Genomic DNA, 12150 nt, shown 5'->3' with positions numbered 1-12150 from the left:
TAAAAAGTTGTTCTTTGTAAAGGAGTTATGACGTTGGAATTCATTCCATTACATGAGGATCATTTAGAGCAGGTATTACGTTGGCGTATGCAACCTTGGGTGACACGCTATATGTTTACGGATTTGAAAGCAACAACAACAGTAGCCGACCAAAAAAAATGGTTTGAGCAAATTAGTCAGGATGACACACAACGTTATTGGATGATTTTAGCAAAAGGAAGACAGGTCGGTATTGTTTCTATTAATGATATCGATTATAAGAATCAGCGTTGTAGCTGGGCTTTTTATATTGGTGAGCAGGATGTCAGCATGTTAAGTATGTTGCTTGCTCCATATATATACCGATATGTGTTTGAAGTGTTAAAATTCAACAAAATAATCGGTGAAGTTATGGCTGATAATACTTCAGTTCGTAAAATGCATGCAAGATATGGATGCCAGGAAGCTGGTTGTTTGCGTGATCATATTTATAAATACGAAGATTTTCATGATGTGTACATTTATGAATTGCTTGCAAAGGAATGGTTTGCTAACAAAAGCAAGTATGGAAACAGAATGCTTGGCCTAGAATAATTAAATTGTAGGTATATAGTGGAGGATCAAGTATGAAAATGATCGTAATTATTCAGGCGAGAATGGGATCTACTCGATTGCCTGGTAAAGTACTGATGCCACTTGGTGATAGCTGTATTTTAAATTATGTTGTACAGCGGTGCAGTAAAATAAATCGGGTTGATCACATTATTGTGGCAACGTCAAATCTACAGCAAGATGATCCACTAGCAGCTTGGTGTAAAGAGCATCGAGTAACCTGTTATCGCGGATCAGAAACTGATGTACTTGCTCGTTACTATGAATGTGCACGTGAATATGAACCCGATTATGTTATTCGTGTCACTTCGGACTGTCCATTTGTAGATTATAATTTGGCTAATGAATCGGTACAACTTATGCTACAACAACCAGCAGATATTATCGTGAACAAACAACAAGAGAAACTTACGCGTGGTCTCGCTATTGAGCTGTTCACATTTGCTACACTTCAATGGATGTATGAATATACGACCGCTGAGCGCCATCGCGAACATGTTACGTATTATGCGTATGAACATAGCGAACGTTTTAAATATAGTATGCTGGATTTACCGTCAAAGCTCCTTCATCCGGAGCTACGTTTGACGGTAGATACACCTGAAGATTATGAGGTGTGTCGTCTGTTAGCAAGTGAGTTTAAGGAAAGTCTTGAGCTGCCTGCACAGGATATTATCGATTACTTGTTAACAAGACCTGATATTTATTCAATCAACGCTCATATTCAGCAAAAACCAGTTGTATAACATTAGAAGATATACATGAATGGTGCATTGGCTTGAAGCAGGAGGAGAAAATGTACAATATTGCTATTCGAGTAGATGCTTCGGTGCAAATTGGTATTGGTCATGTAATGCGTTGTTTAACACTTGCTCAAATGCTGAAACAATCACTTGATAGCCATATTATTTTTGTATGTGCGGAAGGTTTACCAGGCAAGGTGAATATAGCGATTCGTGAAGCAGGCCATGATCTGATATTGATATCAGCCCTTAAATCCATAAAAGTGGATTGGAATGAAGATGCACGTCAAACGATACAGCAACTTTGTAACTATAAGATACACTGGCTCATTGTTGACCATTACCAACTGGATTATCGCTGGGAGCAAATGTTGAAGCAGCATGTTAACCATATTTTGGTTATCGACGATCTTGCTAACCGAAAACATGATTGTACAGCATTAATTGATCAAAACCTTCATCCGGCGATGAATGAGCGATATAATAAGTGGGTACCGATGCAATGCCGTCTTTTTTTGGGGCCTGCTAATCTTTTGTTGCGCTCAGAATTTGCAAAGTTGCGTCAGCATCGCCAAACTGTTACGAAATTTCAGCATATTTTGCTTAATTTTGGCGGCAGTGATCCTACTCATGAAACCAAAAAATGGTTAAAGGTTTTATTAGATTATCCAACGATTATAAAGCAAGTCCATTTACACGTTGTGGCTGGACCAGCTAATACAGAAAAAGAAGTTATTCAGCAGTTGTGTATGTTATTTCCAAAAGCTGATTATTACGACCAGGCAGATATGGCAGCACTATTACTTGGGATGGACGCAGCGATTGGCGCCGGAGGCATTACCATGTGGGAACGATGCTTTATGGGTGTTCCTTCTGCTGTGATTAGTGTGGCTGATAATCAGCTAGAGTCAGTGTATGAAGCTGAGCGTTTAAAGTTGATTTGGAATTTGGGTAAAAGTGAATGTATAGAAGAGGAAAAGTTTATCGGATGGTTAAAAACAATCATGAATGATTTGAAACTACTTCGTATCTATCAACATCGTTGTTTAAATTATATGTCGTCTGCGCAGGCAGATATACATCCTGTAGTCGAATATATCAAGGGGGAACTGTAATGGAATTTCAAATCGGGGAACGATGGATCGGAAAAAATCATAAACCATTTATTATAGCTGAAATGTCCGGTAATCATAATCAATCATTAGAGCGTGCACTTCAAATTGTAGAGGCTGCTGCCGCATCTGGTGTGGATGCATTGAAGCTGCAAACCTACACAGCAGATACGATGACACTCGATATTCACGAAGGGGACTTTTTCATCGAGGATGCGAACAATCTGTGGAAGGGAAGCTCTCTATACAACCTATATCAGGAGGCATACACACCCTGGGAGTGGCACGAAACGATCTTTAAGCGCTGTGCTGAGCTGGGAATTCTTGTATTTAGCACACCTTTTGATGAAACAGCGGTTGATTTTCTGGAAAGCCTGAATGTTCCAGCTTACAAAATTGCTTCATTTGAAAATACAGATATTCAGCTTATTCGCAAAGTGGCAGCTACTGGAAAGCCTATGATTATCTCTACTGGAATGGCATCCATCGCAGAACTGGATGAAACGGTACGCGAGGCACGTCAGCACGGTTGTAAGGAGCTTGTATTATTGAAGTGTACGAGTACTTATCCAGCAACACCGGAGAATACAAATATTTTGACACTTCCCCATATGGAGCAGCTATTTGGATGTCCAGTGGGCATGTCAGATCATACGATGGGCGTCGGTGTATCCGTTGCAAGTATAGCGCTGGGTGCTACTGTGATCGAGAAGCACTTCACCCTGCGGCGTGCAGATGGTGGGGTTGATGCTACATTCTCGATGGAGCCAGAAGAAATGAAGTCGCTGGTTGTGGAAACAGAGCGCGCCTGGCAGGCACTTGGGCAGATTCGCTACGGAGCAACAGAGCGCGAGCAAGCTTCGCTCAAGCATCGTCGATCATTATATATTTCGCAGGATCTCAAAGCAGGCGATGTACTGACGCGTAATAATGTTAAAGCCATCCGACCCGGTCTGGGCTTGCCTACGAAATATCTGGATCAATTGCTTGGTCGTACCGTAACAGGTGATATTGCCAAAGGAACACCTTTGACATGGGAGGTTATATAATTGGAACAGGCACGTATTCTTTTAACAGGTGGAGCAGGTTTTATCGGACGCTGGGTAGCGAAAAGTCTACTTGATCAGGGGCATCAGGTATGGATACTGGATGATCTATCGAATGGTCGAGAATCGAATATTCAAGAGCATATGGAGCATCCGAATTTTCAGCAGTTTATTAAAGGAACGATTTTGGACGAGAAATTGTTGGCTGATCTTTTTGAAAAGCATCGGTTTACGATCTGCTATCATCTGGGAGCATCTATCAATGTGCAGGATTCGATTGATGATCCAAGAACAACATTCAATAATGACACGCTGGGAACTTTCTATATTTTGGAGCAGTGTCGTCAATATGCAACAAAGGTTGTGTTTATGAGCACCTGTATGGTCTATGATCGCTGTAATGATACGACAGGTATTCATGAAGGCCATCCGACAAAGCCAGCTTCTCCATATGCTGGCGCCAAGGTGGCAGCTGAAAATATGGTACTGTCTTACTATTATGCGTATGAATTGCCGACGGTCGTTATTCGTCCGTTTAATACCTACGGACCTTTTCAGAAAACCGGTGGCGAAGGTGGCGTAGTTGCTATTTTCTTAAAGAATGATCTGGATGGAAATGTACTTAACATTTATGGTGACGGGACACAAACGCGTGATCTGCTATATGTAGAGGACTGTGCACGCTTTGTCGTGGCAGCAGGCTTCAGTGATGAAGTAAATGGTGAGATTGTGAATGCTGGGCTTGGCAGAGACATCACGATCAACGATCTTGCACTGCAAATTACAGGCGATGCTGCTCGCATCAAGCATGTAGAGCATATTCATCCACAAAGTGAAATTCCAAAGCTACTGTGTGATTCTAGCAAAGCTGAGCGCTTATTAGGCTGGAAGCCAGAGGTATCTCTGGAAGAAGGAATTGCTCGTACGAGAGAATGGATTCGCCAGGGTGGATTAAACACTAACTCGTAAGCAGAAGGGACGGGTCGATATGGATCATAGTCATGATGCTCCAGCATCTTTAAAAAGAGATGCCATGCTGCCCTATGGACAGCAATGGCTGGATGATGCGGATATTGAAGCGGTTGTAAATGTACTGCGAGGTGACTTTATTACTCAGGGTCCATCGATTCTTGCATTTGAACAGAAGGTAGCTGATTATGCTGGCACCACCTATGCGGTAGCATTTACTAATGGTACAGCTGCTTTGCATGGAGCGTGTTTTGCAGCTAACATCGGGCCGGGCGATGAAGTAATCACTACTCCGCTTACGTTTATTGCAAGCAGCAATTGTGTCTTATATCAGGGAGGAACGCCAGTATTTGTGGATGTTGATCCACACACATACAATATTGATCCTGATCACATTGAGCAGCATATTAATGAGAAGACGCGAGCTATTATTGGCGTCGATTTTACAGGACAGCCTATCCAGGCAGATCGTATCAAGCAGCTTGCCGACACACATAATCTGGTATTTATTGAAGATGCTGCGCACTCACTGGGAGCAGAATATAAAGGGATTAAGATTGGGAAATGGGCACATATGACGATGTTCAGCTTTCATCCGGTTAAGCATGTGACTAGCGGTGAGGGTGGGATCATTGTTACAGATGACGAGCACTATTATCGCAAATTGCTGCACTTCCGTAATCATGGAATGACCCGAGATCCGGCTGAATTACAGCGTAATGATGGCCCATGGTATTATGAAATGCAATCTCTGGGCTATAATTACCGTATGACTGATTTGCAAGCGGCACTGGGTGCTTCGCAGATGGATAAGCTGGATTCATTTATTGAACGCCGCCGTGCAATTGTGGAGCAATACAACCATGAGCTGGCAGGGCTGGAGGGGGTTGTACTCCCTTATCAGGCGCCGGAAGCTCATTCCAGCTGGCATTTGTATGTAATTCGCTGGGAGCCGGAATACTTCTCCGTATCACGTCGAGAGTTGTTTGAACAATTCAGAGCTATGAATATCGGAGTGAATGTGCATTATATTCCTGTTTATTTGCAGCCTTATTATCAGGAAAAAGGGTACCGCCAGGGGCTGTGTCCCGTAGCCGAGCATTACTATGATACCTGTATCACATTACCACTGTTCCCGAAAATGACAGATGAAGATGTAAAGGATGTTTGCAATATTGTACGTTCTGTTTACGAGCAAAATCGAATAAATCGCTAAGGATGCGGAGGGACAATAATGAATAACGAACAAAAGCTAAAAGCAGCATTTATTGAAGCATTGGGCCTGAACGAAAGCACCAATGTGGAAGCATTAACCTATAACAGTATTCCAGAATGGGATTCGATCGCGCATATGGCGCTCGTCGCACAACTGGATGATCAATTTGATATCATGCTAGATACAGATGATATTATCGACATCAGCTCTTTTGAAAAGGCAAAAGAAGTATTGAGCAAATACGAGGTTGAGTTTGTATGATATCGCTGAAAGGCAAATGCATTTTCGTAACAGGAGCGTCGAGAGGAATCGGACGTCAGGCTGCGATTATGCTGGCAGCAGCCGGCGCCGATCTGGCTCTGGCTGCACGCGATCAGGAAGTACTCACTAGCTTGCAGCAGCATATCGAAGCGACATACGGCTCGCATGTGCTGACGCTTGCTTACGATATACAGGATGAACAGGCGACAAAGGAAGCCTTTCGTCAGATTAAAAAGCAATTTGGACGTCTAGATGGACTTGTGAACAATGCAGGCATACTGGAAAGCCGACTGCTGGGTATGATTGACGATTCTTCGATTCAACAGACATTATCTGTGAATCTCGCTGCTTCCATCATTCATCTACAATATGCTGCACGCTTAATGAAGCCACAGCGCAGTGGAAGTATTGTTAATCTGTCTTCGATCATGGGTACACACGGCAGCGAGGGACAGGTATTATACAGTGCAAGCAAAGCAGGCATTATTGGTGCTACACGCTCAGCCTCCAAAGAACTCGCTTCATATGGTATACGTGTCAATGCGATTGCACCGGGCTTTATTCGCACAGATTTGGCTACTGGTTTATCGGAAGAAAAATATAATGAGCGTCTGGATAGTATCAAAATGGGACGCATTGGTGAACCAGAGGATGTAGCTGGTACGATTCTATTTTTGTGCTCAGAGCTATCCACATATATAACCGGACAAATTATTGGAGTTGATGGGGGGATGGTCATCTAATGTTCTGGCAACTTCAGCATGGTGATACTCCTGCTCTGATTGAGCTTCAATCACAACGTACACTCACCTATCGTGAGCTTTCCGCCGAGGTGAGCGCATTTGCTAATCTTCTGCTATCGCATTCAGAGCAAAAGCGATTCGGCATTATCTATATGCGTAATTCGATCTCCTGTATGATTGCCTACCTCGGCGCTTTACAGAAGCAAGATGCTGTGTTGCTGCTGGATGCAGGCTTATCTGAGCCACTCAAGCAGCAATTTGTTCAGCATTATAAGCCAGATTGGATTTTCGATGGTGAATGGCTAGATATGGGGCAGGAGTCGCAGACACCCTGTCATGAACAGCTCGCAGTGTTGTTATCTACCTCCGGCTCGACGGGTAATCCCAAGCTCGTCCAGCTTTCCTATCAAAATATACAATCCAATGCTTCCTCAATTGCCCGTTATTTAAATATAACTGCGGCTGAACGTCCCATTACAACACTTTCGCCTGCCTATTCTTATGGACTGTCTGTACTAAACAGCCATTTATTACAGGGAGCAACGATCCTACTCACCGATGAATCGGTAATTAGCGGTGCATTCTGGAAGGCTTTTAAACAGTATGAAGCGACTTCGTTTGCAGGTGTCCCTTACATGTATCAGATGCTACATCGTCTCCGTTTTGCCAGTATGGAGCTATCTTCGCTTCGTTATTTTACCCAGGCGGGTGGACGATTATCTCAGTCATTAACGGCTTATTTTAGTGAATTTGCTAAAACACATCATATTCCGTTTGTTGTGATGTATGGTCAGACTGAAGCAACCGCACGAATTAGCTATGTACCACCAGATCAACTCGAAGCCAAGCAAGGTAGCATCGGTATTGCTATTCCAGACGGAGAGCTGGCAATTGATCCAGCTACAGAGGAGCTCGTGTATCGTGGTCCTAATGTGATGCTCGGCTATGCCGAAACGAGAGCTGACCTGGCACTTGGTGATCAGCAACACGGCATGTTAAAAACAGGGGATCTTGCCAGACAGGATGAGGACGGATATTTCTGGATTCTGGGACGTATGAAGAGATTCATTAAGCTATATGGTTTGAGGATGAATCTGGATGATCTGGAACGTTTCCTGGAGCAGTCTTTGGAGTTATCGGTGGCATGTAGTGGTCAGGATGAGCAGCTTCTAGTTGCGTTTGAAGCATCGCATGATGATGCAATCCTTCAAACGATCCGTCAGCAGTTAAAGCTTCGATATGGCATTCATCATACAAGTCTTCGAATTCGGTTTATGGACGAATTGCCTAGACTAAGTAGTGGGAAAATAGACTATATTCGATTAGCAAATGAGGTGAAGTAATGATTGAAGAGCTATTGTCCAGCGAAAATCCTTATCAGCAGCATCGACTAGCAAAGCAGTCGATGCTACTAGAGCAATTGAACGAGCTAACTTCATTTCATTATCAGCACTGCATTCCATATCAACGGATTATCGATAAAACGGCTACGCCCCAACAAGCTGCACGGCTAGAGGATATTCCTTACTTGCCTGTGCAGCTCTTTAAAATGCTGGATCTATTCTCGATGCCAGCCTCAGAGCATTTCAAAACGTTAAATTCTAGTGGTACTACAGGTCAACAGGTGTCACGAATTCATATTGATCGCACTACTTCGGTTTTACAGACGAAGGCTTTGAATACGATTGTACGTAGCTTTCTTGGCAAATCTAGATTACCGATGATTATTGTAGATAATAATTTCCTCAAAAATCGTCTTCAATTTAGTGCAAGATCGGCAGGGACGATTGGCTTTTCTCAATTTGGTCATCATCATTTGTATCTGTTAGATGATGAGATGAAAGTGCAGGAGCAGGAGCTGGAAGCATTTTTAGAGCGTTACAGTGGGCAGCCGATTTTCTTATTTGGTTTTACTTTTATTATATGGGAGTATCTGCTTCAATATTATCGCGCACGAAACCGTAAGCTGGATCTGTCAGGAAGCAAGCTAATTCATGGCGGAGGCTGGAAAAAGCTACAGGAGCAATCTGTATCAGATGCGGAATTCCGTCGCCTATTAAAAGAGCAGTTTGGACTTACAGAAGTGTACAACTATTACGGAATGGTAGAGCAAGTCGGATCGATTTATATGCAATGCGAGCAAGGACATTTGCATACGCCTGATTTTGCTGATGTGCTCGTTCGTGATCCAGATACGCTGGACGTCGTTCCATATGGACAGAAGGGTCTAATTCAGGTTCTGAGCATATTACCGCGTAGCTATCCTGGACATAGTTTGCTCACAGAGGATATGGGAACTATCGTAGGAGAGGATGATTGCCGCTGTGGTCGCAAAGGCAAATACTTTACGATCGAGGGACGATTGCCTAAAGCAGAGCTGCGTGGCTGTAGCGATACCTTTACGCTACAAACTTAATTTAGGATAGCGCTGGGATAGTGAATGGTCTGAAAAGAACATCTCGTTAAGTTTAGATCGCCCACTATATCGTTAACAAAGAATACAAGCTGGTGGCAAAAACAATCGGAACAGCTATTTTTGTACGTTCCGAGTTATGGAATTAATATGGATTCTGTAAAGTAATCCCTATCGATAGGGTCGATAACAGGTGGAGTAAGGTGGGTGAATCATGCAGATTATTGCTCCTAATCTAAGAGTGGAGACGATAGATTGGAAAACGGCTATTGACCATGTGGTGGATCAGTCTAGTCTTCATCCCTTCCAGGATACAGCCATTCAATTTCTGGAGGCACTGTCCAAGCATATTTTGCTGGATCGCTCCATGCGAGCATATCCGGAGCTGATGGCGATGGCGCATTGGCTACGTAAGGCACATATTTTTGAATTGAAAAGAGAATATGAGCAGCGTACGAGCGACAGATATGTGCTACCACGTGGGACGATTATTCATTTTGCGCCTGCTAATGTGGATTCTGTATTTATCTATTCATGGATTTTGTCGATGCTGGCGGGGAACAAAAATATTATTCGTCTATCTCGCCGTACGAATGAGCAGACCGATATATTGATGCGTAAGATCAATGATGTGATCACTCGTCCTGAGTTTACAGCTATAGCATCACGTACTTTGCTCGTCCGCTATGGATATGAGCAGGAATATACCGCTTATTTATCGGAGCATTGCGATGTTAGAGTACTATGGGGTGGCGACCAATCGGTGAGAACGATTCGGGCGATTCCACTCGCTCCTAACGCAGTAGAACTTGTATTTCCTAATCGCTATTCCAAATCGGTGTTGTCGGCTGATGCTGTTATACAAGCGGATGAGCAAGCTATGGCAGTGCTCGGCAAGCAGTTTTACAATGACGCTTTGTGGTATGGACAACTGGCATGCTCCTCTCCGCGTGAGCTATTTTGGGTAGGCACTTCGGAGTCGATTGCTACGGCTAAAGAACGCTTCTGGAATAGTCTGGAGCAAGCGCTGCATAAGGAGCACTATAAAAATGAGCCTGCGCTGAATATGCTGCGTCTGACAACCTCGGATTATTATGCGGCTCAGGAGCAAACGGGACAGGTCTCGGCCGGTTATGCATCTGCACCAATACGTGTAGAAGTGAAGGAAGCAGATTTCCAATTGCGTGATATGCATTGCGGGGGCGGATTGTTTCTGGAATATAGCCTGCCTGAGCTACAGCAGCTTCACCAGCATATTCATGAACGCGACCAGACGCTGAGCTATTTTGGCTTTGAGCGTCAGCAACTTGCAGTATGGGCGATGCAGATTCCCAACCGTGGAATTGATCGAATCGTTCCCGTTGGTCAGGCGCTTGATTTTGGATCGGTGTGGGATGGATATGATCTGTTCACCTACTTTTCCAGAGAGATTGCTATTTTATAAATGACAGATGGATAAGCGTAGATAGACATATTTACAAGAGGGTCATCGAGACCGAAAAGTGTCATCGATGATCCTTTTCTTTTTGCTCATTTCACACCATAAGTCAGACTTGATTATGCCAAAATCACTAGGTATATAATTATGATTCGAACCTGATAACAGTGGTTAAACAAGTAGCGATATTTGCTGACTAGCTCTGGGATAATAGCTGAAAAGATAGAGTGAAAAGGGAGAATTAATTACTTTTTCTTTTATGTAATATAATTACAGGAAAACCTTTACTTTTCCAATTGACAATTTCAAGCCAGAGATGGTATATTCAGAAATGTAGGCAATGTCTTACTTTATTTGATAACGAAGGGAATGTTATTGCATGCAAGGTAAAGTGAAATGGTTTAACGCAGAAAAAGGTTACGGCTTCATCGAAACTGAAGAAGGCGGCGACGTTTTTGTACACTTCTCCGCAATTCAGTCTGAAGGCTTCAAGACGCTTGAAGAAGGCCAATCCGTAGAATTCGACATCGTCGAAGGCGCACGTGGACCTCAGGCAGCTAACGTTATCAAATTATAATCATCCCTTGGCTATTGCCGGCCTTACATAGGTAATCTGATGGTTACATTTGAACAATTAGCTAAGACTCCGGAATGTTTTCCGGGGTCTTTTTCTGGTTAAAATTCATGTTTAGACAAGTAATCGGCTGTTGGTATCGAATAACGGACTGCTTTTTTGTAAGGCGTGATCGAGCGCTAAATCGCTTGTAGCAATTTAGTGTTATTTTACAGTCACTTTTCAATTGTGACTATTTATCGACTTACAATGATTGCGCTTTAAACATTTGTGGTAATCCGTTAACAGTCCTTTTACTTATACCTGACACCTATGTTATAATTCCATAAAGGAGGAATGCCACATGAATTTTGCCACTCGAGGTCAGCACTTTGAAGTAACAGATGCAATTAAAGATTATGTGGATAAAAAGCTAAGCAGACTGGAAAGATATTTTGATGCACCGCCCGTTTCTGACGGTATGGTGACACTTAGTTCCAATCGTGGACGCTTTACCGTAGAGGTAACCATTCCACTCCCAGGATTACTGCTGCGCGCAGAGGATCGCAGTGAAGATATGTATGCTTCTATCGACTCTGTGGTCGATAAGCTCGAGCGCCAGATCCGCAAGCATAAAACCAAGCTGAACCGCAAGTTCCGTCAAAACGACGAGAATTTGAAAGCATTTTTCGTGGAAGATCCAATCAGTGCAGCGCTTGCTGTAGATGAAGATGCGGATGTAGAAGTGGAAAATGACGAATACGAAATCGTCCGTAACAAACGCTTCCTCCTGAAGCCGATGGACGTCGAAGAAGCTATTTTACAAATGAATCTAATTGGGCATACGTTCTTCGTATTCTCCAATGTGAACACACAGCAGGTCAATGTCGTATATCGCCGTGATGACGGTAAATACGGTCTGATCGAGCAGGAATAATGATTCGCATCATTCCACTCGGCAATATGCTGTGATGGTCAGTAGATTAAGCATTTTGAACATCGTTCGTTTATACATGGAGTGTGTGAATCAACGATACTGAGATGAATGATTGAATTGAACAATGT

13 protein-coding genes are annotated in these 12150 nt (G+C 43.2%); all 13 read left to right on the top strand.

What is annotated here, in order from left to right; translation table 11 throughout:
• Positions 1-33: 33 nt before the first annotated feature.
• The 13 genes from pseH (at position 34) to hpf (ending at position 12022) form a co-directional block, all read left to right on the top strand.
• A complete protein-coding gene (gene pseH, locus IEX62_RS03905; protein WP_188774122.1) occupies positions 34-573 on the top strand; it encodes a UDP-4-amino-4,6-dideoxy-N-acetyl-beta-L-altrosamine N-acetyltransferase in 540 nt (179 codons plus the stop codon).
• Between the two features lie 32 nt (positions 574-605).
• Complete coding sequence (locus IEX62_RS03900) at positions 606-1337, top strand: cytidylyltransferase domain-containing protein (protein ID WP_188774121.1); 732 nt, start codon at positions 606-608, stop codon at positions 1335-1337.
• Between the two features lie 50 nt (positions 1338-1387).
• Positions 1388-2449, top strand: a complete 1062-nt coding sequence (gene pseG / locus IEX62_RS03895; protein WP_188774120.1) for a UDP-2,4-diacetamido-2,4,6-trideoxy-beta-L-altropyranose hydrolase — start codon at positions 1388-1390, stop codon at positions 2447-2449.
• Positions 2449-3495: a pseudaminic acid synthase gene (pseI, locus tag IEX62_RS03890; protein ID WP_188774119.1), complete on the top strand. Its 1047-nt coding sequence runs from the start codon at positions 2449-2451 to the stop codon at positions 3493-3495. The genes pseG and pseI overlap by 1 nt, the downstream gene beginning before the upstream one ends.
• Positions 3496-4461: a dTDP-glucose 4,6-dehydratase gene (locus IEX62_RS03885; protein WP_188774118.1), complete on the top strand. Its 966-nt coding sequence runs from the start codon at positions 3496-3498 to the stop codon at positions 4459-4461.
• A 19-nt stretch (positions 4462-4480) separates the two neighbouring features.
• Positions 4481-5677, top strand: coding sequence for a UDP-4-amino-4,6-dideoxy-N-acetyl-beta-L-altrosamine transaminase (gene pseC, locus IEX62_RS03880; protein ID WP_188774117.1), 1197 nt, complete (start codon positions 4481-4483; stop codon positions 5675-5677).
• Between the two features lie 18 nt (positions 5678-5695).
• The gene (locus IEX62_RS03875; RefSeq protein ID WP_188774116.1) at positions 5696-5938 is read left to right on the top strand and encodes an acyl carrier protein; all 243 of its coding nucleotides are present in this window, start codon (positions 5696-5698) and stop codon (positions 5936-5938) included.
• Entirely contained in the window at positions 5935-6681 is a 747-nt protein-coding gene (locus IEX62_RS03870; RefSeq protein ID WP_188774115.1) for an SDR family NAD(P)-dependent oxidoreductase, read from the top strand. Before IEX62_RS03875 ends, IEX62_RS03870 begins: the two co-directional genes overlap by 4 nt.
• Positions 6681-8024: an AMP-binding protein gene (locus IEX62_RS03865; RefSeq protein ID WP_188774114.1), complete on the top strand. Its 1344-nt coding sequence runs from the start codon at positions 6681-6683 to the stop codon at positions 8022-8024. The genes IEX62_RS03870 and IEX62_RS03865 overlap by 1 nt, the downstream gene beginning before the upstream one ends.
• Entirely contained in the window at positions 8024-9097 is a 1074-nt protein-coding gene (locus IEX62_RS03860; RefSeq protein WP_188774113.1) for a LuxE/PaaK family acyltransferase, read from the top strand. The genes IEX62_RS03865 and IEX62_RS03860 overlap by 1 nt, the downstream gene beginning before the upstream one ends.
• A gap of 211 nt (positions 9098-9308) precedes the next feature.
• A complete protein-coding gene (locus IEX62_RS03855; protein ID WP_188774112.1) occupies positions 9309-10538 on the top strand; it encodes an acyl-CoA reductase in 1230 nt (409 codons plus the stop codon).
• Between the two features lie 373 nt (positions 10539-10911).
• The gene (locus IEX62_RS03850) at positions 10912-11109 is read left to right on the top strand and encodes a cold shock domain-containing protein (protein ID WP_046216421.1); all 198 of its coding nucleotides are present in this window, start codon (positions 10912-10914) and stop codon (positions 11107-11109) included.
• Between the two features lie 340 nt (positions 11110-11449).
• Positions 11450-12022 carry a ribosome hibernation-promoting factor, HPF/YfiA family gene (hpf, locus tag IEX62_RS03845; protein WP_188774111.1) on the top strand — a complete coding sequence of 191 codons (573 nt, stop codon included), beginning with the start codon at positions 11450-11452 and terminating at the stop codon, positions 12020-12022.
• The last annotated feature ends 128 nt before the right edge of the window (positions 12023-12150 follow it).

Source organism: Paenibacillus hunanensis (assembly GCF_014645615.1).
GTDB lineage: Bacteria > Bacillota > Bacilli > Paenibacillales > Paenibacillaceae > Saccharibacillus > Saccharibacillus hunanensis.
Note: the sequence above shows the minus strand (reverse complement) of the source record. Positions and strands in the feature narration are given on the sequence as shown.

Bases quoted from the DNA above. Each gene is read 5' to 3' on its own strand.
- pseG (WP_188774120.1), top strand. From the start codon at position 1,388: ATGTACAATATTGCTATTCGAGTAGATGCTTCGGTGCAAATTGGTATT.
- hpf (WP_188774111.1), top strand. From the start codon at position 11,450: ATGAATTTTGCCACTCGAGGTCAGCACTTTGAAGTAACAGATGCAATT.
- IEX62_RS03850 (WP_046216421.1), top strand. From the start codon at position 10,912: ATGCAAGGTAAAGTGAAATGGTTTAACGCAGAAAAAGGTTACGGCTTC.
- IEX62_RS03855 (WP_188774112.1), top strand. From the start codon at position 9,309: ATGCAGATTATTGCTCCTAATCTAAGAGTGGAGACGATAGATTGGAAA.
- IEX62_RS03900 (WP_188774121.1), top strand. From the start codon at position 606: ATGAAAATGATCGTAATTATTCAGGCGAGAATGGGATCTACTCGATTG.
- IEX62_RS03860 (WP_188774113.1), top strand. From the start codon at position 8,024: ATGATTGAAGAGCTATTGTCCAGCGAAAATCCTTATCAGCAGCATCGA.
- pseI (WP_188774119.1), top strand. From the start codon at position 2,449: ATGGAATTTCAAATCGGGGAACGATGGATCGGAAAAAATCATAAACCA.
- IEX62_RS03870 (WP_188774115.1), top strand. From the start codon at position 5,935: ATGATATCGCTGAAAGGCAAATGCATTTTCGTAACAGGAGCGTCGAGA.
- IEX62_RS03875 (WP_188774116.1), top strand. From the start codon at position 5,696: ATGAATAACGAACAAAAGCTAAAAGCAGCATTTATTGAAGCATTGGGC.
- pseC (WP_188774117.1), top strand. From the start codon at position 4,481: ATGGATCATAGTCATGATGCTCCAGCATCTTTAAAAAGAGATGCCATG.
- IEX62_RS03865 (WP_188774114.1), top strand. From the start codon at position 6,681: ATGTTCTGGCAACTTCAGCATGGTGATACTCCTGCTCTGATTGAGCTT.